A 21,714-nucleotide genomic window follows, 5' to 3' on the forward strand; every position below is an offset into this window, starting at 1 on the left:
GCCCATTATGTCAGACTTTTTCAGTCTGTCAACACCTTCGTTCGATCATCTCGTTCGGCGGTGGTGGGCGCCCTGTTGTCGCTGAAGCCCCTTGGTGGCGACCCCTGCGACGTGGGAGGAGAAGTATGTCCCCATCTGCATCATTTGTGAAGGGGGTGTGGCGATTTTTTTCAACGGATGTTGCATCCGTTCATGCATCGCACTGCGGGAGGATCCCGTGAAGAGCAGCCGAGCGCGGGCTATGCCGGGCGTCCTGCCCGGCCCCCTGCGGGCCGTCGCAAGCGACGTTGGCAACGGCTCCTGCCGTTGCCTTCGGCCCTACAGGACATAAGGAAGGGCCGGCTGGCGCCGGCCCTTCCTTTGTCTCAGACAGCGACCAGGCGCACGCGGGCGAAGGTGCGCTTGCCGACCTGCAGCAGGCCTTCGAAGCCCGGCTGCAGCACCTGCTGGCCATCTTCCACTACTTCGCCGTCGACCTTCACCGCGCGCTCCTTGAGCTTGCGGTTGGCTTCGGAGTTGCTCGGGGTCAGCCCGGCCGCGGTCAGCAGCGCTGCAATCCGCAGGCCCTCGGCCGGGATCGCCACGTCCTGCAGCGGCAGCTGGGTGATGTCGCCCTGCCCGGTCACCGCCGCTTCCCAGCCGGCAATGGCCTGCTCGGCCGCGGCGGCGTCGTGGAAGCGGGTCGCCAGTTCACGCGCCAGGCGCAGCTTGACCACGCGCGGGTTGAGGCCGCCATTGGCCACCTGCTCGCGCAGCTGCACCGCTTCGGCCTGGCTGATGTCGAACGACAGCAGCTCGATCCAGCGCCACATCAGGGTGTCGTCCACCTTCATGGTCTTGGTGACGATGTCGATGGCCGGCTCGCTGATGCCGATGTAGTTGCCCAGCGACTTGGACATCTTGTTGACGCCGTCCAGGCCTTCCAGCAGCGGCATGGTCAGCACCACCTGCGGCTTCTGGCCATGGTGTTCCTGCAGGCCACGGCCCATCAGCAGGTTGAACTTCTGGTCGGTACCGCCGAGCTCGACGTCCGCTTCCAGGGCCACCGAGTCGTAGCCCTGCACCAGCGGGTACAGGAACTCGTGGATGGCGATGGACTGCTGGGCGGCATAGCGCTTGGCGAAGTCGTCGCGCTCGAGCATGCGCGCCACGGTGTGCTGGCCGGCCAGGCGGATCATGTCGGCCGCACCCATCTTGCCGAACCACTCCGAATTGAAGCGGACTTCGGTACGGCTGCGGTCCAGCACCTTGAACACCTGCTCCTCATAGGTGCGGGCGTTGGCCAGCACGTCCTCACGGCTGAGCGGCTTGCGGGTCAGGCTCTTGCCGGACGGGTCGCCGATCATGCCCGTGAAGTCGCCGATCAGAAAGATGACCTGGTGGCCAAGGTCCTGGAACTGACGCATCTTGTTCAGCAGCACCGTATGGCCCAGGTGCAGGTCGGGAGCGGTGGGGTCGAAGCCGGCCTTGATCCGCAGCGGACGGCCTTCCTGCAGGCGCGCACGCAGATCCTCGAGCTTGAGGATCTCGTCGGCACCACGGCCGATCAGGGCAAGGGCTTCTTCAATCGAGGACACGTGACTACTCCCGGCAACGCCGATTCTTGTGTGGGGTGTTAAAGCAAAGTTAACCCGATTGGCTTCACAAAAGCCAATGGGCACAAGGGTTTGACGCGGTTTTCTCAGGTGTCTATGGTAACCGGCGTTTAGGCCCGCGCTCCCGGGCCGTCAGGAAAAATCGCCGATGCACAATTCCGAACAAGGGCGCGCACGCAAGCAGCGCTTCCAGGAACGCCTCCACGTCCTGCACGACAACGCCCTGCATCGGAAGCTCAGGCAACACCTTCCCGCCGCCTTCAATGAACGCTGGACCCGGCGCCATTGGATGCATGCCAGCCTGTTCGCGACCATCGGTGCGCTGGTGGCGACGATCGTCCCCGGCTTCTCGCACACCATCGATGCGCCCTTCGCCGACAGCCATACCAGCCTGGCGCTGCCGTTGCCGCCGTTGGCCCTGGCCCGCCAGCAACAGGTGCCCGGTGACAGCTGGCAGGTGCTGCGCGTACAGCGCGGCCAGACCCTGAGTGATCTGTTCGACAAAGCCGGTATCCCGGCCACCACCCTGCACCGGGTACTGGACCACCCCGGCGCGCGCGAGGCGCTGACCAAGCTTCGCCCGGGCGCCGAGATCGCCTTCGACATGCCGCTGTCCGGCGACCTGCGCAGCATCCGCTTCGACCGCGATGCCGACAACCGGGTCGAGCTGAGCCTGGCCGGCGATGACATCAAGGAGAAGGTGACCCAGCGCGAGACCTCCACGCGCACGGTGGTCACCAGCGGCGAAATCACCAGTTCGCTGTATGCGGCCGCGCGCCGGGCCGGGCTGTCGCCGTCGGCGATCGCGACGATGACAGACGACATCTTCAAGTACGACATCGACTTCTCCAAGGACCTGCAGCCGGGCGACCGCTTCAGCGTGGTGATGGATGAAACCTGGCGCGAAGGCGAGAAGGTGGACACCAGCAAGATCCTGGCGGCGACCTTCACCACCGGCGGCAAGACCTATTCCGGCTTCCGCTTCGACCGCAACGGCAAGTCCGAGTACTACGACATCAACGGCCGTTCGCTGAAGAAGAGCTTCATCCGCATGCCGATCCCGTTCGCACGGCTGAGCTCGACCTTCGGCGCGCGCAAGCACCCGGTGCTGGGCAAGATGCGCATGCACAAGGGCGTGGACTACGCCGCGCGTACCGGCACCCCGATCATGGCCGCCGGCGACGCCCGCGTGCAGTTTGCCGGCGTGCAGCGTGGCTACGGCAACGTGGTGATCCTCGACCATGGCCGCGGCCACACCACCCTGTACGGGCACATGTCGCGCTTTGCCAACATCAAGACCGGCCAGCGCGTGGCGCAGGGCACGGTGATCGGCTATGTCGGCTCGACCGGCCTGGCCACCGGCCCGCACCTGCACTACGAATTCCGCGTCAACGGCGAGCACCGCAACCCGCTGACCGTGACCATGCCGCCGCCGGAGCCGCTGAAGGGTGCCGAGCTGGTGGCCTTCCGCGCACAGACCGCGCCGGCGATGGCCCGCATCCAGGGCATGGAGAAGCTGATCTACGCCGATGCCAGCCCGGCACCGACCAGCCGCGACGAGGCCGCCCCCGAGGTGGCCAGCGCCAAGGACAAGCAGGCGACCGGCCGCAAGCGCGGCTGAGCCCCTGCGTTGACGAAGAAGGACGCGGCAGCCCAAGCTTGCCGCGTCCTTTTTTTATGCCCGCCATGAACACCACTGCCGACACTGACGCCCCCCTGTACCTTGGCCTGATGTCGGGCACCAGCGCCGACGGCATCGATGCCGCGCTGGTGCAGTTCCCCGACAGCGGGGGCTGCCGCTTCGTGCACGGGCTGACCGCCCGCTGGGAGCCGGTGCTGCGCGCACGCCTGGTGGCGCTGGGCGAAGGCGGTCCGCTGAACTCGCTGGAGGAACTGGGCGAGCTGGATGCGCGGATCGCCATCCACTTCGCCGAGGCCGCCAACCAGCTGCTGTCCGAGGCCGGCGTGGACCGCCGCCAGGTGCGTGCGATCGGCTCGCACGGCCAGACCGTGCGCCATCGGCCACTGGCCGACCCAGCGTTCACCGTACAGCTGGGCGATGGCAACCGCATCGCCGAACTGACCGGGATCACCACGGTAAGCGACTTCCGCCGCCGCGACGTGGCGGCCGGGGGCCATGGCGCGCCGCTGATGCCGGCCTTCCACCTGGGCATGCTGGGTGCGGCCGACGAGGACCGTGCGGTGCTCAACCTGGGCGGTATCGCCAACCTGACCCTGATCCCGCGCGAGGGCCAGGTGCGTGGCTTTGATACTGGCCCGGCCAACGCGCTGATGGATGCCTGGTGCCAGCGCCACACCGGCCGCACCTTCGATGCCGACGGCGCCTACGCGGCCAGCGGTGCGGTGGATGACAGCCTGCTGGCCGGTTGGCGTTCGGACCCCTGGTTCGATCTGCCGCCGCCGAAGAGCACCGGCCGCGAACAGTTCCACCTGGCCTGGGCCGAGGCGCACATGGGGGAAGGGCAGTTCGCCGCCGCCGACGTGCAGGCCACCCTGCTGGAACTGACCGTGGCGACGGTGGCCGACGCGCTGCTGGCGCAGCAGCCGCAGACCCGCCGGCTGCTGGTGTGCGGCGGCGGCGTGCGCAACCGGCAGCTGATGAAGCGGCTGAGCGCACGGCTGCCGGGCGTGCAGGTGGAGTCCAGCGCGGTGCATGGGCTGGACCCGGAGTATGTGGAAGCGATGGGGTTTGCGTGGCTGGCACAGCGGACGCTGGACGGACTGGCCGGCAACCTGCCGAGCGTGACCGGGGCCAAGGGGCCGCGGATCCTGGGTGCGATCCATCTGGCGTGAGCAGAAGCAGTCGAGCATGGCTCGACTCTACAAAAGCACGTGGTAGCGCCGGGCCATGCCCGGCGAGTGGCGATCAGATCAATCGAAGCCCTGCCCTGCCGGCAGGGCCTGCAGCGCGGCGATGGCATCAGAGAGTGCGTCAACTTCGGGATCGCCGAAGCCGGAGCGGACCTCCAGTTCACTACTGAACAGCCCCTGCTCCAGCAGCGCGGCGCAGGTCTGTTCATGGGTCCAGCCGCGGGCCACGGCGACCCGGCGGATGCGTTCCAGCAGCAGCGGGTCCAGGTCCCGCAGCACAACGTCGGCCATGCTCACTTCCCCGTTCGCAAGGCACCGCCCCCTCGGCGCGTCGGGGCGATGATCCCGCAGACCGGGCGGGCAGGCAATCAGGCCGCCGGTGGCGGGGTCCGGTCGACGATGCGCGGCCACAGCCACGCCAGCAGCAGCAGCGTCGGCACCACGGTGATCGAGCTGAGGATGAAGAACGTGCTGTACGACGTGGCTTCCACGATATAGCCGGACACACCACCGACGAACTTGCCGGGCAGGTTGGCCAGCGACACCAGCAGCGCGTACTGGGTGGCGGTGAAATTGCGGTCGGTGAGCGAGGACATGAAGGCCACCAGCACGGTGCCGGCGAAGCCCTGGAACAGGTTGTCGGCACTGAGCGCAGCGTAGAACGCCCACAGCTTGCCCGGGTTGTGCGCCATCAGCAGGAAGGCCAGATTGGACAGCGCGACGCCGAGCGCGGCGACCAGCAGCATGCGACGGAAGCCGAAGGCCGCCACCGCGATGCCGCCGAGGAACGCGCCGCCGATGCCCATCCACACGCCGAACAGCTTGGACACCGTGGCGATGTCGGCCTTGTCGAAGCCCGAGTCGAGATAGAACGGACCGGCCATCACCCCGATGACCTGGTCGGGGAACTTGAACAACCCGACGAACGCCAGCAACACCAGGGCCAGCGCCACGCCATTGCGGCTGAAGAAGCTGGTGATCGGCTGCACGAACGCTTCGGCCACGTCGATGCGCCGCTGCACGGTGGTGGCCGGACGTTCCGGTTCGGCGCACAGCAGGGTGGTGATGATCGGCAGCAGCATCAGCGCGGCCATCGCCAGGTAGGCAACGATCCAGCCTTCGAACTGGGCCAGGTACAGCGCGCCGGCCCCGGCCAGGATCAGGCCGATCCGGTAGCCCAGCGTATAGGTGGCGGCCAGTGCGGCCTGGGCGGTCTGCGGGGCGATCTCGATACGGTAGGCATCGACCGCCGAATCCTGGGTGGCGCCGGCAAACGAGGCCACCAGCACCCACGCCACCAGCGGCCACACCCCCTGCTCGGGGCGTACGAATGCCAACGCCACCAGGCCGACCAGCAGCATCACCTGCGATACCAGCAGCCACGAGCGCCGGCGTCCCAGTCCGCCGAGCAGCGGGAAGGCATAGCGGTCCAGCAGCGGCGCCCACAGGAACTTGAGCAGGTAGAAGAAGCTGGCCAGGCTGATCAGGCCGATGCTGCCCAGGTCCAGGCCGACATCACGCAGGCGGGTGGACAGGGTCTGCGAGGCGATCAGCAGGAATGGCAGGCCGCTGCCGAAGCCGAGCATGGCCATGGTCAGTGCCGAGGGCGTACCGAAGGCGCGCTTGATCCCGGCCCAGCCCTTGTAGCTGGCCGGCGTGGCCGCCTCGGTCACAGGTCGTAGTCCACGGTGAACGGGGCGTGGTCGGAGAAGCGCTCGTCGCGGTAGATCGAGCAGCTGCGCAGGCGCTCACGCAGGCCCGGGGTGATGAACTGGTAGTCGATGCGCCAACCGACATTGTTGGCACGGGCGGCGCCGCGGTTGCTCCACCAAGTGTAGTCCTCGCCGGTGGGGTTGAGCAGGCGGTAGGCATCGGCCCAGCCGCGACCGGCGGCGACATCGGTGGCCTGGCCGTGGTCGGCGCACAGGGCGTTGAGCCAGTCGCGCTCCTCCGGCAGGCAGCCGGAATTTTTCTGGTTGGACTTCCAGTTCTTGATGTCCAGTGCTGAACGGACGATGTTCCAGTCGCCGCACAGCACGTAGTCGCGGCCGCTGCGCGCCCACTCTTCAAGGATCGGCCGCAGCCATTCCATCACTTCGAACTTGAAGCCCTGGCGCAGGTCGCCCGAGCTGCCGGACGGGATATAGAAGGAGACCACGCTGAGGTTGCCGTAGCGGGCCTCGATGTAGCGGCCTTCGTCGTCGAACGGGGCCCAGCCCAGCGAGGTGATGACCTGGTCCGGCTCGCGCTTGCTGTAGATGGCCACGCCGCTGTAGCCCTTCTTGGTGATGGCGTCGCGGTAGAAGCAGTGGTGGCCGTCCGGGCGGAACATCGGGTCGGTCAGCTGGTCTTCCTGGGCCTTGGTTTCCTGGATGCACAGGACGTCGGCGTCCTGGGCCCGGAACCAGTCGAGGAAGCCCTTGGTTGCGGCCGAACGAATGCCATTGGCGTTGAAACTGATGATGCGAAAAGTCACGGTAACCTATTGTTCTTAAATGAGGTCTATTGGGCTTAGTGCCTTCCGTACCAACACCAGTACCAACTGCTTCAGGCGCTGTGTACCAACACATTGCGTCGGCAAGCCTACTTCCGGCTGCGCTCCAATGCTACCGATCGGAGGCCACCCGGGCGATGAAGTAGTCGGGCTTCCTGGCCATGCCCCACTGACGGACAGCGGTACGCACCAGCTCCTTCGCGTCCATGGCATCTACCGGGCAGACCCCACTGTGGACGTAGTAGTCCATCCAGCCATATTCGTTCACGGGCTCTACGTCGCACGACAGGTGAAGCAAGAAGTCGGCGTTCTCTCGCTCGGAATCTGCCGGTTCAATCCCGAGCACGTCCCGGAGCTCCTGAGCCAGGCGCTGGGCGTGCGTCCTCATCGTGTCAACAACCACAATCCCATGAACCAGCAACGCTTCTGCAATCGGGTACACCGGCCGCGGAGAGCGCAAAACGGGAATTTTCATGAAGCCGCCAACGTGGTGAAAGAACCACGATCGTGCTCCGGCCCAGTCGCACCGCCTGAGACGCGGCGGATGGTGGGCAATAGACGGCGTACCAGCCGTGAAAGCGCTATTTCATTGGCATCTGCCAAACCAGGGGCCTCGGAACTCGGCAGCGACGGACCAAAGCCCGTCTATTGCCAGCTCAAACCGAAAGGACCAACTCTGACTTCCAGAGCAACGTCAATGCGAGGTTTTCCTACGAAATGCCAGAAGAAACCACTATGTACAGCGCCCCGCTGACCTGAGAACTTCTAAGTACCAATCGAGAGCTTGCGCACCGCACCAACCAAACGGTCATCAAGCGCCAATCCCTTCCGTTTGTTGATGTGCAACGTGGCGCCAAACCTTCGATCTTCAACCCAAAGGAACGTAATGCATCGAAGAAGTACATTTTTCGTTCTATCTGCATCCATGATCTTGATCGGGTCAGGCATCTGGCATTACTCAACGGCTAAAGACACAACGGAGGCAGAGCGCAAGAACACTACTGCCACTTCATCTGCACCAGCCACTGGACATTCTTCGAGTACATCAACCTCCGCTGTTGCAGCCTCGTCACCACAATCGCCGGCAAACAGGGCAGTTCGCGTGCGGCAACTGTCCGGAAGAGCTTTCGCAGTTGAAGATTTCGGCCGAGTCCCAACCGGGACCGTTGACAAGGTCATAGCGGAACTCACTCCGCAGGCCGCAGCCGGAGACGCCACCGCATCCTATGGAATTTTTCTCAAGCTCAATGAATGCGCGAATATCAGCAGGCGTGCATCAAGAGGCAGCGCACTTCACGCACCGGAGGATGTGGTGGCCGCGTGCGGCGACCTTTCTGTGGAGAACGAATTCAGTTCCAGCAAGTGGTTAGCGCTTGCAGCAGAGCAAGGAAATATAGGAGCGCGGCTCCTCTATGCCGCGGATTCAGAGTCCGCTCTTGGCGGACGCGCAGAACTCCTACGCGATCCTGATCGCGTGAAAGATTACAAACAAAGAGCCGTTGGCTATCTGGAAGAGATGGTCAACCAAGGAAGCGTGGATGCACTTCTACAACTTGGCAATGCCTACCACGCTGGCGTACTGATCGATGAGGACCCAGTTACGAGCAGAGCCTACTTTGAAGCTGTTCGTATCGCAGATCCGTCGGTGGTTCCAGTTCAGCAAGTAAGCACATTGGACAAAGCACTGAGCGCACAACAACTGTCGCTTGCCATAAGAAAAGGAAATCAGATACATGACTCGTGCTGCAGGTAGGACCGGACTCCGCATCTCGCAACGAAACGCAATACTCATCCTGCTGGTTGCTGCAGGACTTGCAGTTGCCGCAAGCACATTGGCCTTTGAGCGAGGACCATACTTCTGCACGGACTGTAGAGTGGAGTCGCCAGTACCGGACGGAAAAACGCTGGAGATCATCAAAGATTCTCGTGCGCCAATCGACTACGTCCCCCTTTTCGCCTGGGCAACAGGGACCACTTATCAGATCTGTAATCCAACGCATTGCACCGTCTATCACGAGAACTTTGAATCAAACTGGGTGGGCGAAGGTCAGACGCCGCGCGAAGGAGCCCTTCCCGTACCTATTGACGAAGGAGGTGGCGGTGGCGATGGCGGTGGCAGTGGCGCCGCAGGCGGAAATGGCGGAATGGACCGTCCTGGCAGCAACTGGGGAAACGAGCCGCCGATGTGCGGTCGCGGCCCTTGTAGCGGCACCGTAACCGTCGGCGGGTAACAACTGGGTAGCGTTTAAACCCATCGCATCACTTACCCACCCTACGCCGCTAGCAGTAACCTCGGGGGGCGTACCGAGGGTTGGAGATCACGGCCGTGCGTCACCAACGGCGGCAGCGGCGTATCGGATACCATCCAAGACCGCATACGCCTCCAGACCAGCCAGCAGCTTGCCCGATGTCACGGCGAAGTGCGCCACAACGTGCATCACGGGTGGCTTCCTGATTGCGCGGCGTACGGGGTGTCTCGGGGCGATCGCATGCTCGGATACGGACGACCGCGTCTGCCGGGTAACTATGGCCGCAGATAGCGCCTTGCCCGGTCTCGGTGCGAGGCCGCCCAAACATTCTCCGCGTTTGAGTACCCGTCCTCGGGCACTGGTGGTGCGCATGCGGGGGAACCTGCGGCGGGAAACCGGGCAAGCATACCGGTTGCCTGCGGGGCTGCGCAGTCTGCCGGCGGCCCCCGGGCGGGCCTTCACGGCGGGGCAAACGAGCGCGAAACGCCCAGCTGGATTAGGATTTGTGCTCCAAATGAAGATGAATCGAATTTTGATGAGCGACCACCGCCACCGTTTCCTGCAGCTGGCCTTGACCGCCGACGCCCTCCGCTTCGGCCAGTTCACCCTCAAGTCCGGCCGCCTGAGCCCCTATTTCTTCAACGCCGGCCGCTTCGACTCCGGTTCGCTGCTGTCCCAGCTCGGCGCCTGCTACGCCGATGCCATCGACGCCACCGGGATCAAGTACGACGTGGTGTTCGGCCCGGCCTACAAGGGCATTCCGCTGGCCACCGCGATGGCCTGCGAGCTGGCCCAGCGCGGCCGTGACCTGCCGCTGTCGTTCAACCGCAAGGAAGCCAAGGACCATGGTGAAGGCGGCCAGCTGATCGGCGCCGACATGAATGGCAAGCGCGTGCTGATCGTCGACGACGTGATCACCGCCGGTACCGCGATCCGCGAGGCGTTGGCCATCATCCGCGGCGCCGGCGGTACCCCGGCCGGCATCGTGGTGGCGCTGGACCGTCAGGAGATCGCCTCGGAATCCGACCGCCGCTCGGCCGCGCAGTCGGTGGCCGAAGAAGCAGGCATCCCGGTGATCGCCGTGGCGTCGCTGGCCGACCTGCTTGATTTCGCCTCCGGCAACCCGGAACTTGTGGGCTACCGGCAGCCGCTGGAAGCCTACCGGGCCCAGTACGGCGTTCGTTCGACCCGCTGACCACCCAGGGGAAAGGCCATGTCCCGCGTTCCTGCTGTTCTCTTCACCGGCCTGCTGCTGGCCGTGCCGTTCACCGTGCCGGCGCAGTCGCGCGACCCCGGCAAGGTGGAGAAGAAGCTGTACTGCTGGAACGAGGGCAAGGAACGGATCTGCAGTGATTCGCTGCCGGCCGATGCGGTCAACCACGCCCGCGAGGAGTTCAATGCGAAGAGCGGCCTGCGCAACGCGCAGGTCCAGCGCGCGTTGACCGACGCCGAGCGCGCCGAGGCCAGCACGGCCGCGGCGCAGCAGCAGCTGGACCTGATGGCCGTGCAGACCCGCCAGCGCACCGAGCAGGCCATGCTGTCCACCTATGGCAGCGAAGACGACCTGCGCCGGGTGTTCGCCGAACGCCAGGAAGTGCTGGACAACAACCTCAAGACGGCCGAGTACAACGTGGCCAGCATGCGTGAATCGCTGGTGGCGCTGTTGTCGGCCGCCGGCGACCGCGAACTGGGGGGCGCCCCGGTGGCCGAGAAGCAGGCCGAGGCAATCCGTCAGCGGCACGCGCAGCTGCAATCCCAGCAGCGACTGCTGGCCGGGTTCGCGCAGCAGCAGCAGGCGTTGAAGGCCGAGATCGAAAGCACCCTGCAGCGCTATCGCGAGCTGAAGGGGCTGGCGCCGGCGAACGCTCCGGCGGGCTGACGGCGCTGCCTCCGCCGGGCCTGGCCCGGCGCTACCCCGGGCCCGGTTACGGGTTGAGCCGCTGAATTTATGCACTCTTTACGCGCCGGCCCGGTCCGGCGTGTAGTGCGTTTATGGGCGTCAGGACCACGATGGCGGCCTGAGGTGGAGGGGTTCCACCAGGACGCTATTGCAATGTCCCCCTGGCTGTCGTTGTTGTGTGGCGTGCTGGTGCTGGTCGCCGCCGCCTATCTGCTTTATGTCGTGCTGCGGCCCGAGTCGTTCTGACGGAGCCTGACATGACTGAGATGCTTGTGATTATTGCCGTCAGCGTTGTGCTGGCGTGGCCGCTGGGCGTGTACCTGGCGCGGGTGATGCGTGGCACGCCGATGAAGGTCGACGTGCTGTTCCACTGGATCGAGAAACCGCTGTACCGGGCGTTCGGTGTCGATCCATCGCGTTCGATGAGCTGGCGCGGCTATGTGCTGGCGTTCGTGCTGAGCAACGTGGTGGTGGCGGTGCTGACCCAGACCGTGTTCATGACCCAGGCCTGGCTGCCGTTGAACCCGGACCAGATCCCGAACATGCGCTGGGACACCGCGCTGCACACGATGATCTCGTTCCTGACCAACACCAACCAGCAGCACTATTCGGGCCAGGCGCAGCTGTCCTACCTTTCCCAGATGACCGGCATCACCGGTCTGCAGGTGGTAACGCCGATGATGGGCCTGGCGTTGGCCGTGGCCACGCTGCGCGCGTTGTTCTCGCGTGCGCCGCAGGCTGCGGCGGCCACCGGCGCCGGCGATGACCGCCAGGTGGCGGTGGGCAACTACTACGTGGACGTGGTGCGCCTGTGCGTGCGCTTCCTGCTGCCGCTGTGCCTGGTGTGGACCCTGCTGCTGACCAGCCAGGGCGTGCCGTCGACGATGGCGGGCGGGCCGCAGGCCACGCCGATCGATGCCAGCGCCGGCATGGCCGAGCAGAAACTGCCGTTGGGCCCGGTGGCGGCGATGGTCGCGGCCAAGCAGCTGGGGGCCAATGGTGGCGGCTGGTACGGCCCCAACAGCAGTTTCCCGCTGGAAAACCCGACGCCGCTGTCCAACGCGCTGGAAGTGCTTGGCATCCTGCTGGTGCCGATGGCGGTGATCTTCATGATCGGTGCCTTCACCGGCCGCCGACGCTTCGGCGTTCTGGTGTTCAGCTGCATGCTGGGCATGTCGCTGCTGTCCACCGGCGCGATGATGTGGAGCGAGGGCCATAGCGCCAGCGCCGCCACCCCGCTGCTGATGGAAGGCAAGGAGGTGCGTTTCGGCGCCGATGGCACTGCGCTGTGGGCGGCGGTGACCACCCAGGTCTCCAATGGCTCGGTGAACGGCATGCACGATTCGCTGGCGCCGCTCAGTGGTGGCATCGCGATGGTCAACATGCTGGTCAGCGCCATCTGGGGCGGCATCGGCTGCGGCCTGCAGCAGTTCATCGTGTACCTGCTGCTGGGCGTGTTCCTGGCCGGCCTGATGACCGGGCGTACGCCGGAACTGTTCGGCCGCAAGCTGGAGACACCGCAGGTACGCCTGCTGGCGCTGCTGGTACTGCTGCAGCCGATCACCCTGCTGGTGTTCACCGCAATCACCCTGGCCGTGCCCGGCCTGGCCGGCACCTCCAACCCCGGATTCCATGGCATCAGCCAGGTGTTCTACGAGTATGTCTCGGCCTATGCCAACAACGGCTCGGGCTTCGAAGGGCTGGGTGACGCCACGCTGTGGTGGAACCTGAGCTGCTCGCTGGTGCTGCTGCTGGGCCGCTTCCCGCTGCTGATCATCCCGCTGGTAGTGGCTGCGCAGCTGGCCGCCAAGCGCCAGGCGCCGGAATCTGCCGGCAGCCTGCAGATCGAAACGCCGACCTTCGCCCTGACCCTGGTCTCGGTGATCGTCATCCTGACCGTGCTGCAGTTCATGCCGGCGCTGGTACTCGGCCCGATTGCCGACCACCTGAGCCTGGGACTGCACTGAGGACACCCCCATGAGTAGTCATGCAAGTTCAACCCGTAGTTCCCATGCGCCGCGCCCTGCCCTGCTCGATGCCGCCGGCCTGCGCCGTGCGCTGATCGAGGCGGTGCGCAAGCTGTCGCCGATGCACCTGGTGCGCAGCCCGGTGATGGCGGTGGTGATGGCCGGCACGATCGTGGCAGCGATCGTCACCCTGACCGGCAATGCGCCGCTGGGCTTCGGCCTGGCGGTGACCGCGATCCTGCTGGTGACCGTGCTGTTCGGCAACTTCGCCGAGGCCGTGGCCGAAGCCCGCGGCCGTGGCCAGGCCGCCTCGCTGCGCCGTGCCCGCCAGGATCTGGTGGCACGCCGGCTGGCGGCACCGCAGCCGGATGCCGCCGAAACCCAGGTTCCAGCCGCCGAACTGCGGCCGGGCGACCACGTGATCGTCAGTGCTGGAGAACTGGTGCCGGCCGATGGCGAGATCGTGCAGGGCCTGGCCACCATCAACGAAGCGGCGGTGACCGGCGAATCGGCACCGGTGCTGCGCGAGGCCGGCACCGACCGTTCCGGCGTGATCGGCGGCACCAAGGTGCTGTCCGACCAGATCATCGTGCGGGTGACCGCCGAGCCGGGCCACAGCTTCCTGGACAGGATGATCGCGCTGGTGGAAGGTGCCAACCGGCAGAAGACCCCGAACGAGATCGCGCTGACCCTGCTGCTGGCGGCGATGACGCTGACCTTCCTGGTGGTGGTGGCAACGCTGCCGGCCATCGGCGCTGCAGTTGGCGTGCAGGTCGATCCGCTGCTGCTGATCGCGCTGCTGGTGTGCCTGATCCCGACCACCATCGGCGGCCTGCTGCCGGCCATTGGTATTGCCGGCATGAACCGAGCGCTGGCCGCCAATGTGCTGGCCAAGTCGGGCAAGGCGGTGGAAGTGGCCGGCGACGTCGATGTGCTGCTGCTGGACAAGACCGGCACCATCACCTACGGCGACCGCCAGGCCAGCCACTTCCATCCGCTGGCCGGTATCGATGCCAGCCAGCTGCGCGAAGCGGCGCTGTTGTCCTCGCTGGCCGACCCGACCCCGGAAGGCAAGTCGATCGTGCGCCTGGCCCGCGAACAGGGCTGCGCCACCGCCGAGCCGGAGCATGCCGACTACCTGGCCTTCAGTGCACAGACCCGCATGTCCGGTGTCGACCTGGAACATGGTCGCCAGATCCGCAAGGGCGCGCTGGATGCGATCCGCAACCACGTGCAGGCGCACGGCGGCAGCGTGCCGGCCGAACTCGGCGGACGCGTCGAGCAGGTAGCACGCAATGGCGCCACCCCGCTGGTCGTCGCCGAGGGCCGCCACGTACTGGGCGTGATCGAGCTGTCGGACGTGGTCAAGCACGGCATGCGCGAGAAGTTCGCGCAGCTGCGGGCGATGGGCATCCGCACGGTGATGATCACCGGTGACAACCCACTGACCGCCGCCGCCATCGCCGCCGAGGCCGGTGTGGACGACTACATCGCCGAGGCGCGCCCGGAAGACAAGCTGGCGCGCATCCGCCAGGAACAGGCCGGCGGTCGCCTGGTGGCGATGGTCGGTGACGGTACCAACGATGCCCCGGCGCTGGCCCAGGCCGACATCGGCCTGGCAATGAACTCTGGAACGCAGGCGGCGAAGGAAGCCGGCAACATGGTCGATCTGGATTCGGACCCGGCCAAGCTGCTGGCGGTGGTGGAGGTAGGCAAGCAGCAGCTGATCACCCGCGGCGCGCTGACCACGTTCTCGCTGGCCAACGATGTGTCCAAGTACTTCGCGATCCTGCCGGCGCTGTTTGCCGCTGCGGTTCCGACCATGGCCGCACTGAACGTGATGCAGCTGTCGAGCCCGCGCAACGCGGTGCTGGCGGCGCTGATCTTCAACGCCCTGGTGATTCCCGCCCTGATCCCGCTCGCCCTGCGTGGCGTGCGCTTCCGCCCGGCCACCGCCACTGCGCTGCTGCGCCGGAACATGCTGGTGTACGGCCTCGGCGGCGTGCTGCTGCCGTTCGCGGCGATCAAGCTGATCGACCTCCTTCTTGTCCTGGTATTCGGCGCATGAACCGTTCTGTTTCCACTTCGTCTTCCCTGTCCCGCGAACCGAAAGCCGAGGCCCGCGTGGCCAGCCTGCAGGACGGTGCCAGCTGGCGCCCGGCGATCGGCCTGGGCCTGGCCACGCTGCTGCTGGCCGGTGCGGTCTATGCCGGCATCGCCACCGGCTTTGCCGGCCTTGCCTTCCCGGGCCAGGCCGAAGGCAGCCTGCTGCGCGATGGCAACGGCCAGGTGCGTGGCTCGGTGTGGCTGGCGCAGCCGTTCACCGCCGAAGGCTATTTCCAGGCGCGGCCATCGGCGGCCAACTACGACCCGATGGCGGCGGCCGGTTCCAACCTGGCGCGCAGCAACCCGGCACTGGCCGAACGCGTGGCCGCCAGCACGGCCGCCGTGGCCGCACGCGAAGGCGTGGCGCCGGCGCAGGTGCCGGCCGATCTGGTCACCCAGTCCGGTGGTGGCCTGGACCCGCAGCTGTCGCCGGCCGCGGCCCAGCTGCAGGTGGTCCGCGTGGCGCGCGCCCGCGGGCTGCCGGTGGAACGGGTGCGGGCACTGGTGCAGGCCCATACCGAAGGACGCCAGTGGGGCGTGTTCGGCCAGCCGCGGGTGAACGTGGTGACGCTGAACTTCGCCCTGGACCACGCGGCCAAGGCGCCGTGATGCCGGCCTGCACCCGCTGCGCGCACAATGGCCGGCATGACAGCGGCACCCATGACTGATGTGCGTACCCGCCAGGCCGATGCCCTGGTGGAAGGCCTGCAACGCGAAGCCGGCGGCAAGCTCACCGTGTTCCTCGGTGCGGCGCCGGGGGTGGGCAAGACCTACACCATGCTGACCCGCGCGCAGGAACAGCTGCGCCGCGGTGTCGATCTGGTGGTCGGGCTGGTGGAAACCCACGGCCGGGCCGATACCCAGGCGCTGCTGGAAGGCCTGCCGCAGCTGCCGCTGAAGGATGTGGCCTACCACGGCCACGCCCTGCAGGAGATGGATCTTGACGCCGTGCTTGCACGGCGTCCTGCGCTGGTGCTGGTGGACGAGCTGGCGCACCGCAATGCGCCGGGCAGCCGCCACGAGCGACGCTGGCAGGATGTGATGGAACTGCTGGACGCCGGCATCGATGTCTGGACGACGGTCAACATCCAGCATCTGGAAAGCCTCAACGATGTGGTGATGCGCATCACCGGCGTGCGGGTCAGCGAGACAGTGCCGGACGGCGTGCTCGATCGCCTGCATGACATCGTGCTGGTCGACCTGCCGCCTCGCGAGCTGATCGCGCGCCTGCAGCAGGGCAAGGTGTACGTGCCCGAGCAGGCCGCGCAGGCGTTGCAGGCGTTCTTCTCGCCCGCCAATCTGACCGCACTGCGCGAGCTGGCGATGCAGGAGGCGGCCGACCGCGTTGACAGCAGCCTGCGCGAGACCCGTGCCGCACGCGGCGAAGGCAACCTGCCGCTGCGGCGTGGCGTGCTGGTGGCCATCGATGGGGGTGGCCAGAGCGAATACCTGGTGCGGGTGGCGCGGCGCATCGCCGAACGCCGCGACGCACCGTGGACGGTGGTGACCGTGCAGAGCCGGCGCCAGGACGAGGCGACCCGGCGCGAGATCGATGCGGCCTTCGCGCTGGCGCGGCGGCTGGGCGGTGACGCCGAACTGCTGCACGGCTCCAGCATCGCCGATGCCCTGCTCGACCATGCCGCGCACAATGGTGTATCCACTCTGGTGCTGGGCCGTACCCGCGAACGGCCGCTGGCACGGATGTTCAACCGCACGCTGACCCAGCAGCTGATCCAGCGCGGCGCGCACTACGAGATCACCATCATCAGCACCCCGCAGGCGCGCGCGCGATCGCGACGCGAAGGCCTGTTGCCGCCCGGGCGCGGCATCAGCTACGAGCCGGTGCAGGCGCTGATCGCCACCGCGCTGGCCTGTGCCGTGGCGTGGCTGGCCGAGCGCTGGGTGGGCATGGCCGACCTGTCGATGGTGTTCATCGTGGCGGTGGTGCTGGTCGCCGCGCGTACCCGCGCCAGCGTGGCGGTGATGGCGGCGATCCTGTGCTTCCTCGCCTACAACTTCCTGTTCATCGCGCCGCGCTTCACCTTCGCCATCGGCGCGCGCCAGGGCGTGATCACCGTGTTCCTGTTCCTGGCCGCGGCACTGGTGGCCGGCCGCCTGGCCTCACGCCTGCGCATGCAGGTGATCGCGTTGCGCGCGGCCAACCGCCACGCCCGCGCGCGCCAGCAGCTGGGCCGCCAGCTGGCCAGCGCGGCCGGCAATGGCGAGGTGGCGCAAGCCGGGCGGCACGCGCTGGAACAGGCCATGGACGTGCCGGCGTGGCTGCGGATCGGCGCCGACACCGCCACCGGCGGCCGCAGCCAGCCAGGCGACACCGATCTGGCGGCCGCCGATTGGGCCCTGCGCCACGGCCAGCCCAGCGGTCGCTTCACCGATACCCTGGCCGGCGCGCAGTGGTGGTTCCTGCCGCTGCTGGATGGCGAGGACCGCGCGATCGGCGTGGCCGGACTGTATCTGCCCGGCGCCCAGGCACGCCTGTTGCCCGAGCAGCGCCAGCTGGCCGAGGCGATGGTCGACGACATCGCCCAGGCCGCGCTGCGCACCCGTCTGGTGGCCGAACTGGAACAGGCGCACGTCAGCAACGAGACCGAGCGCCTGCGCTCGGCGCTGCTCTCCTCGGTATCGCACGATCTGCGCTCGCCGCTGGCGGCGATGATCGGTTCGGCCGACAGCCTGGCCAGCTATGGCGGGGCGATGGACAGCGCCGACCGCCGCGCCCTGCTGGACACCATCCTGGTCGAGGGCGAACGCCTGGACCGCTACATCCAGAACCTGCTGGACATGACCCGGCTCGGCCACGAAGGCCTGAAGATCAACCGCGACTGGATCGGCGTGGATGAGCTGATCGGCTCGGCGGCGCGGCGCCTGCAGCGCTACCAGCCGAAGGTGCGGCTGGAACTGGACATTCCGCCCACGCTGGCGCCGATCTGGGTGCACCCGGCACTGGTCGAACAGGCGGTGTTCAACGTGATGGAGAACGCCGCCAAGTTCTCCCCGCCCGACGCCGCCGTGCAGGTGCAGGCGCGCGAACTGGACGGGCAGCTGCGCATCGACGTGATCGATGCCGGCCCCGGCATTCCCGACGACGAGCGCGCACGCATCTTCGACATGTTCTACAGCGTCGAGCGCGGTGACCGCGGCCGCCACGGCACCGGCCTGGGACTGACCATCTGCCAGGGCATGATCGGCGCGCACGGTGGCAGCGTGCAGGCGCTGCCAGGACGCGATGGTCGCGGTACCCTGATCCGCATCACCCTGCCCCTGCTCAAGCCAGCGTCCCACGATGAGCCCGACTCCGACTGATGCCAGCGCGCCGGCCCCGCGCGTGCTGGTGATCGATGATGAAACCCAGATCCGCCGGTTCCTGGACATCAGCCTGCGCGCGCAGGGCTACCAGGTGCGCCAGGCCGAGAATGGCCAGCAGGGATTGCAGATGGCGGCCAGCGAAGACATGGACCTGGTGATCCTGGACATCGGCCTGCCGGACATGGAAGGCCATGAGGTACTGGAGCAGCTGCGGCAGTGGAGCCAGGTGCCGGTGATCATGCTGACCGTGCGTGCCGGTGAAACGGAAAAGGTGCGGGCGCTGGACAACGGCGCGAACGACTATGTGACCAAGCCGTTCGGTACCCAGGAACTGATGGCAAGGGTGCGGGCGCTGCTGCGCACCCGCAGCGTGCCGACCGACGGCACGCCACCGGTGTTCGACGATGGCCACCTGCACGTGGACCTGGTACGCCGCGAAGTGGCGCTCGATGGCGAGCCGGTGGCGCTGACCCGCAAGGAATACGCGCTGCTGTCGCTGCTGCTGCGCAATGCCGGGCGGGTGGTGACCCAGCCGCAGATCCTGCAGGAAATCTGGGGCCCGACCCACCAGCATGACACCCACTACCTGCGCATCCTGGTCGGCAAGCTGCGGCACAAGCTGGGCGATTCGGCACTGGATTCGCGCTACCTGTTCACCGAACCAGGCGTGGGATTGCGGTTCAAGGGGTGAGGGTGTGCCGACCAACGGTCGGCACCCACCAGACAAGCGAATTGGGAAGAGCATCCACGCATAGCGTGGAACTGCTGTGTCGACCAAGGCCGACACCTACCAACAGCACCGGGAAACTGTCAGAGGTGGGGCGGTGTCCCGCGGATAGCCCGCTCTTGATGTTGAGGTTGATGTTGCTTCGGCGGGTGCCGGGCGCAGCCCGGCCCCGTCTCAGAACCCCAGCGGGGTGTCGCCCAGCACCGGTTGCAGCTGGCTGCGGAACAGGGCCTGGATGCGTTCCAGTGCAGCCTCGTCGCTACCTTCAAAGCGCAGCACCAGCACCGGCGTGGTGTTGGAGGCACGCACCAGGCCCCAGCCGTCGGGGAAGTCCACACGCAGGCCGTCGATGGTCGACAGCCGGCCCCCCACGTAGGGGTTGTCCGGCGATTGCGCAGCCGCCACCAGCATCGCCACCAGCGCATGCGGCGTACCTTCGGCCACCGGCACCTTCAGTTCCGGCGTCGCCACCATCTCCGGCAGCTCGGCCAGCACCTCGTCGGGGGTTTCCTCGCGCTGGGCCAGGATCTCCAGCAGGCGTGCCGCCGCATACAGGCCGTCGTCGAAACCGAACCAGCGTTCCTTGAAGAAGAAATGGCCGCTCATCTCGCCGGCCAGCTCGGCATCGGTCTCGCGCATCTTGGCCTTCATCAGCGAATGCCCGGTCTTCCACATCAACGGGCTGCCACCATTGCGCAGCACGTGGTCGGACAGCTTGCCGGTGCATTTCACATCGTAGATCACCATCGCACCGGGGTTGCGCATCAGCACATCGGCGGCGAACAGCATCAGCAGGCGGTCGGCATAGATGATCCTGCCTTCGCCGGTGACCACGCCCAGCCGGTCACCATCGCCATCGAAGGCCACGCCGAGGTCGGCGCCAAAGCGCTTCACCGTCTGCACCAGGTCTTCCAGGTTGGCCGGTTCGCTGGGGTCGGGGTGATGGTTGGGGAAGGTGCCGTCGACATCGCAGTACAGCGGAATGACTTCGGCACCGATCGCCTCCAGCAGCTGCGGCGCAAATGCACCGGCCACACCGTTGCCGGCATCGGCGACGACCTTCAGCGGACGATCCAGCTGCACGTCATCGGCAATGCGCTGGATGTAATCGGCGCTGACGTCGCGCTGCTGGTAGTCACCCGGTTCGGTGGCCTGCACCAGGCGACCCTCGACGATGCGTGCGTAGAGATCGGTGATGGCATCGCCGGACAGCGTCTCGCCGCCGATGACAATCTTGAAGCCGTTGTACTCGGGCGGGTTGTGGCTGCCGGTCACGGCCACGCAGGTGCCAGTACGCAGGTGGAAGGCGGCGTAGTACACCACCGGGGTCGGTGCCAGGCCGATGTCGATCACCGCGCAGCCGGCGCGGCGCAGCCCTTCGGCCAGGCCCGCCGCCAGCTCCGGGCCGGACAGGCGGCCATCACGGCCGATCACCACTTCGCGCAGCCCCTGTTCCAGCGCCACGGTACCGATGGCCTGGCCGATCAGCGCGGCGGTCTTCGGCGTCAGTTCGCTGCCGGTCACGCCGCGGATGTCGTAGGCACGGAAGATTCCGGCCGCCAGCTCTTCAGCCGGCACCGGCGGCGGCGGCGGCGGGGGGGCATCACGGTTGGCCGTGCTGGCCACCGGCGGCGGGGACTGCTGCAGGCTTTCGCTCAGCGTCGGGCCCAGGTCGGCCTCGACCGCCGAGGCGCGGCGCGGCAGCGGCAGCGACGCCGGCAGGCGATGGCGCCCCACCACCAGCAATACGGCGATGAACGCCAGCAACAGGGCAACGATGGCGCTGGCCAGCGCGCCCAGGCCCAGCGGCCCGGCCTCGACGCTGGGCACCGACGCGGCCAGCCGCAGCGGCGTTCCTGGAATGGGACGCGCCAGTGCTTCGGCACCTTCGGCCAGGCTGGCATTGCCCTGGCTGACCAGGTCGCGCACGCCCTGGCGCAGGCCGAGGAAACCGCTGGACGGCGCACTCGCCTGGTCCAGCGCCGAGGTCAGCCGCAGCAGCGGCTGGCGCACATACACCACGGCCGGGCCGAGGTTGCCCAGCTGTACCGGCGCGGCCAGGCCCAGCCGGTTGCCACCGCCGTCGCGGACCACCCGTACGCCGGGCTTGCCTTCGGCCAGCGCGGCCTCCAGCAGGGCCAGGCGGGCATAACCGAAGGCCGCCGGATCGGCATAGGCGGTCGCCAGGTCGGAGGTCAGCACCTCCACCTGTTCCACGCCGGTCCAGCTCTCGCGCAGGGCCAGGGCGGCGGCGGCCGCATCACCGGCCTGCAGCGCCTGCTGAACGCGATCGTTGTTCAGGTGCTGCTGCAGCTGCTGCACCTGGCCAGCGGCGGCCTGCTGCAGCCCCTGCACGGCCTGGTCACGCGCCTGCTCCAGCGCCTGGCCGTTGGCCTCCTGGCGCCACTGCTGCACCGCGCTCCAACCGAACCAGCCTGCCAGCAGGACCAGCAACACCCCCAGAAGGGGAGCGCTGCGCCCCAATGACCGTCCCCGCTGTCCTTCCCCGATGCCGCTCAT

At 67.1% G+C, this 21,714-nt stretch carries 17 protein-coding genes; 11 read left to right on the plus strand and 6 right to left on the minus strand.

The genetic code is table 11. The features are described from left to right. Window positions 1–365: 365 nt before the first annotated feature. A complete protein-coding gene (tyrS, locus tag AC5YGJ_RS11670; protein WP_309336882.1) occupies window positions 366–1,577 on the minus strand; it encodes a tyrosine--tRNA ligase in 1,212 nt (403 codons plus the stop codon). A 166-nt stretch (window positions 1,578–1,743) separates the two neighbouring features. Between tyrS and AC5YGJ_RS11675 the strand changes: the two genes are divergently transcribed. Together AC5YGJ_RS11675 and AC5YGJ_RS11680 are read left to right on the plus strand one after the other, a co-directional pair. After that, complete coding sequence (locus AC5YGJ_RS11675) at window positions 1,744–3,216, plus strand: M23 family metallopeptidase (protein WP_107231552.1); 1,473 nt, start codon at window positions 1,744–1,746, stop codon at window positions 3,214–3,216. A gap of 65 nt (window positions 3,217–3,281) precedes the next feature. Further along, on the plus strand, window positions 3,282–4,409 hold the full coding sequence (locus AC5YGJ_RS11680; protein ID WP_309336880.1) for an anhydro-N-acetylmuramic acid kinase: 1,128 nt from the start codon (window positions 3,282–3,284) through the stop codon (window positions 4,407–4,409). A 78-nt stretch (window positions 4,410–4,487) separates the two neighbouring features. Here the strand turns inward: AC5YGJ_RS11680 and AC5YGJ_RS11685 are convergent, their stop codons facing one another. The 4 genes from AC5YGJ_RS11685 to AC5YGJ_RS11700 all read right to left on the minus strand — a co-directional run bounded on the left by AC5YGJ_RS11685 (window position 4,488) and on the right by AC5YGJ_RS11700 (window position 7,396). Then, window positions 4,488–4,718 carry a hypothetical protein gene (locus tag AC5YGJ_RS11685; protein WP_005420465.1) on the minus strand — a complete coding sequence of 77 codons (231 nt, stop codon included), beginning with the start codon at window positions 4,716–4,718 and terminating at the stop codon, window positions 4,488–4,490. Window positions 4,719–4,795: 77 nt separating this feature from the next. Continuing rightward, window positions 4,796–6,100, minus strand: coding sequence for an AmpG family muropeptide MFS transporter (locus AC5YGJ_RS11690; RefSeq protein WP_496186629.1), 1,305 nt, complete (start codon window positions 6,098–6,100; stop codon window positions 4,796–4,798). Continuing rightward, window positions 6,097–6,903, minus strand: a complete 807-nt coding sequence (locus tag AC5YGJ_RS11695) for an exodeoxyribonuclease III (protein ID WP_107231550.1) — start codon at window positions 6,901–6,903, stop codon at window positions 6,097–6,099. Before AC5YGJ_RS11695 ends, AC5YGJ_RS11690 begins: the two co-directional genes overlap by 4 nt. Before the next feature lie 130 nt (window positions 6,904–7,033). Beyond that, window positions 7,034–7,396 (minus strand): hypothetical protein, encoded by a 363-nt coding sequence (locus tag AC5YGJ_RS11700; protein ID WP_496186630.1) that lies wholly within the window; start codon window positions 7,394–7,396, stop codon window positions 7,034–7,036. 627 nt (window positions 7,397–8,023) lie between these two features. Here AC5YGJ_RS11700 and AC5YGJ_RS11705 point away from each other — a divergent pair. From AC5YGJ_RS11705 to AC5YGJ_RS11745, 9 genes are all read left to right on the plus strand, one after another. Continuing rightward, window positions 8,024–8,674: a hypothetical protein gene (locus tag AC5YGJ_RS11705; protein ID WP_496186631.1), complete on the plus strand. Its 651-nt coding sequence runs from the start codon at window positions 8,024–8,026 to the stop codon at window positions 8,672–8,674. Window positions 8,675–9,705: 1,031 nt separating this feature from the next. After that, entirely contained in the window at window positions 9,706–10,365 is a 660-nt protein-coding gene (pyrE, locus tag AC5YGJ_RS11710; protein ID WP_057498237.1) for an orotate phosphoribosyltransferase, read from the plus strand. Between the two features lie 18 nt (window positions 10,366–10,383). After that, window positions 10,384–11,049, plus strand: a complete 666-nt coding sequence (locus AC5YGJ_RS11715; RefSeq protein WP_249842160.1) for a hypothetical protein — start codon at window positions 10,384–10,386, stop codon at window positions 11,047–11,049. Window positions 11,050–11,223: 174 nt separating this feature from the next. Then, window positions 11,224–11,316 (plus strand): potassium-transporting ATPase subunit F, encoded by a 93-nt coding sequence (locus tag AC5YGJ_RS11720; RefSeq protein ID WP_005407770.1) that lies wholly within the window; start codon window positions 11,224–11,226, stop codon window positions 11,314–11,316. Window positions 11,317–11,327: 11 nt separating this feature from the next. Then, entirely contained in the window at window positions 11,328–13,037 is a 1,710-nt protein-coding gene (gene kdpA, locus AC5YGJ_RS11725; RefSeq protein WP_496186632.1) for a potassium-transporting ATPase subunit KdpA, read from the plus strand. A gap of 10 nt (window positions 13,038–13,047) precedes the next feature. Then, window positions 13,048–15,105, plus strand: a complete 2,058-nt coding sequence (gene kdpB, locus AC5YGJ_RS11730; protein ID WP_249842162.1) for a potassium-transporting ATPase subunit KdpB — start codon at window positions 13,048–13,050, stop codon at window positions 15,103–15,105. Next, on the plus strand, window positions 15,102–15,752 hold the full coding sequence (kdpC, locus tag AC5YGJ_RS11735; protein ID WP_496186633.1) for a potassium-transporting ATPase subunit KdpC: 651 nt from the start codon (window positions 15,102–15,104) through the stop codon (window positions 15,750–15,752). Before kdpB ends, kdpC begins: the two co-directional genes overlap by 4 nt. Before the next feature lie 51 nt (window positions 15,753–15,803). Then, window positions 15,804–18,464, plus strand: coding sequence for an ATP-binding protein (locus AC5YGJ_RS11740; protein WP_249842164.1), 2,661 nt, complete (start codon window positions 15,804–15,806; stop codon window positions 18,462–18,464). Then, window positions 18,445–19,158 carry a response regulator transcription factor gene (locus tag AC5YGJ_RS11745; RefSeq protein WP_107231543.1) on the plus strand — a complete coding sequence of 238 codons (714 nt, stop codon included), beginning with the start codon at window positions 18,445–18,447 and terminating at the stop codon, window positions 19,156–19,158. The genes AC5YGJ_RS11740 and AC5YGJ_RS11745 overlap by 20 nt, the downstream gene beginning before the upstream one ends. A gap of 210 nt (window positions 19,159–19,368) precedes the next feature. Here AC5YGJ_RS11745 and AC5YGJ_RS11750 read toward each other — a convergent pair whose 3' ends face one another. Further along, complete coding sequence (locus AC5YGJ_RS11750) at window positions 19,369–21,714, minus strand: phosphomannomutase/phosphoglucomutase (protein WP_496186634.1); 2,346 nt, start codon at window positions 21,712–21,714, stop codon at window positions 19,369–19,371.

It is taken from the genome of Stenotrophomonas sp. CS3K5 (assembly GCF_059515225.1).

What these genes read in the sequence shown, in the direction of transcription:
- AC5YGJ_RS11680 (WP_309336880.1), top strand. Translation starts at nt 3,282, where the DNA reads ATGAACACCACTGCCGACACTGACGCCCCCCTGTACCTTGGCCTGATG.
- AC5YGJ_RS11715 (WP_249842160.1), top strand. Translation starts at nt 10,384, where the DNA reads ATGTCCCGCGTTCCTGCTGTTCTCTTCACCGGCCTGCTGCTGGCCGTG.
- AC5YGJ_RS11700 (WP_496186630.1), bottom strand. Translation starts at nt 7,396, where the DNA reads ATGAAAATTCCCGTTTTGCGCTCTCCGCGGCCGGTGTACCCGATTGCA.
- pyrE (WP_057498237.1), top strand. Translation starts at nt 9,706, where the DNA reads ATGAGCGACCACCGCCACCGTTTCCTGCAGCTGGCCTTGACCGCCGAC.
- kdpA (WP_496186632.1), top strand. Translation starts at nt 11,328, where the DNA reads ATGACTGAGATGCTTGTGATTATTGCCGTCAGCGTTGTGCTGGCGTGG.
- kdpB (WP_249842162.1), top strand. Translation starts at nt 13,048, where the DNA reads ATGAGTAGTCATGCAAGTTCAACCCGTAGTTCCCATGCGCCGCGCCCT.
- kdpC (WP_496186633.1), top strand. Translation starts at nt 15,102, where the DNA reads ATGAACCGTTCTGTTTCCACTTCGTCTTCCCTGTCCCGCGAACCGAAA.
- AC5YGJ_RS11740 (WP_249842164.1), top strand. Translation starts at nt 15,804, where the DNA reads ATGACTGATGTGCGTACCCGCCAGGCCGATGCCCTGGTGGAAGGCCTG.
- AC5YGJ_RS11745 (WP_107231543.1), top strand. Translation starts at nt 18,445, where the DNA reads ATGAGCCCGACTCCGACTGATGCCAGCGCGCCGGCCCCGCGCGTGCTG.
- AC5YGJ_RS11675 (WP_107231552.1), top strand. Translation starts at nt 1,744, where the DNA reads ATGCACAATTCCGAACAAGGGCGCGCACGCAAGCAGCGCTTCCAGGAA.
- AC5YGJ_RS11685 (WP_005420465.1), bottom strand. Translation starts at nt 4,718, where the DNA reads ATGGCCGACGTTGTGCTGCGGGACCTGGACCCGCTGCTGCTGGAACGC.
- AC5YGJ_RS11750 (WP_496186634.1), bottom strand. Translation starts at nt 21,714, where the DNA reads ATGAGCGGCATCGGGGAAGGACAGCGGGGACGGTCATTGGGGCGCAGC.
- AC5YGJ_RS11720 (WP_005407770.1), top strand. Translation starts at nt 11,224, where the DNA reads ATGTCCCCCTGGCTGTCGTTGTTGTGTGGCGTGCTGGTGCTGGTCGCC.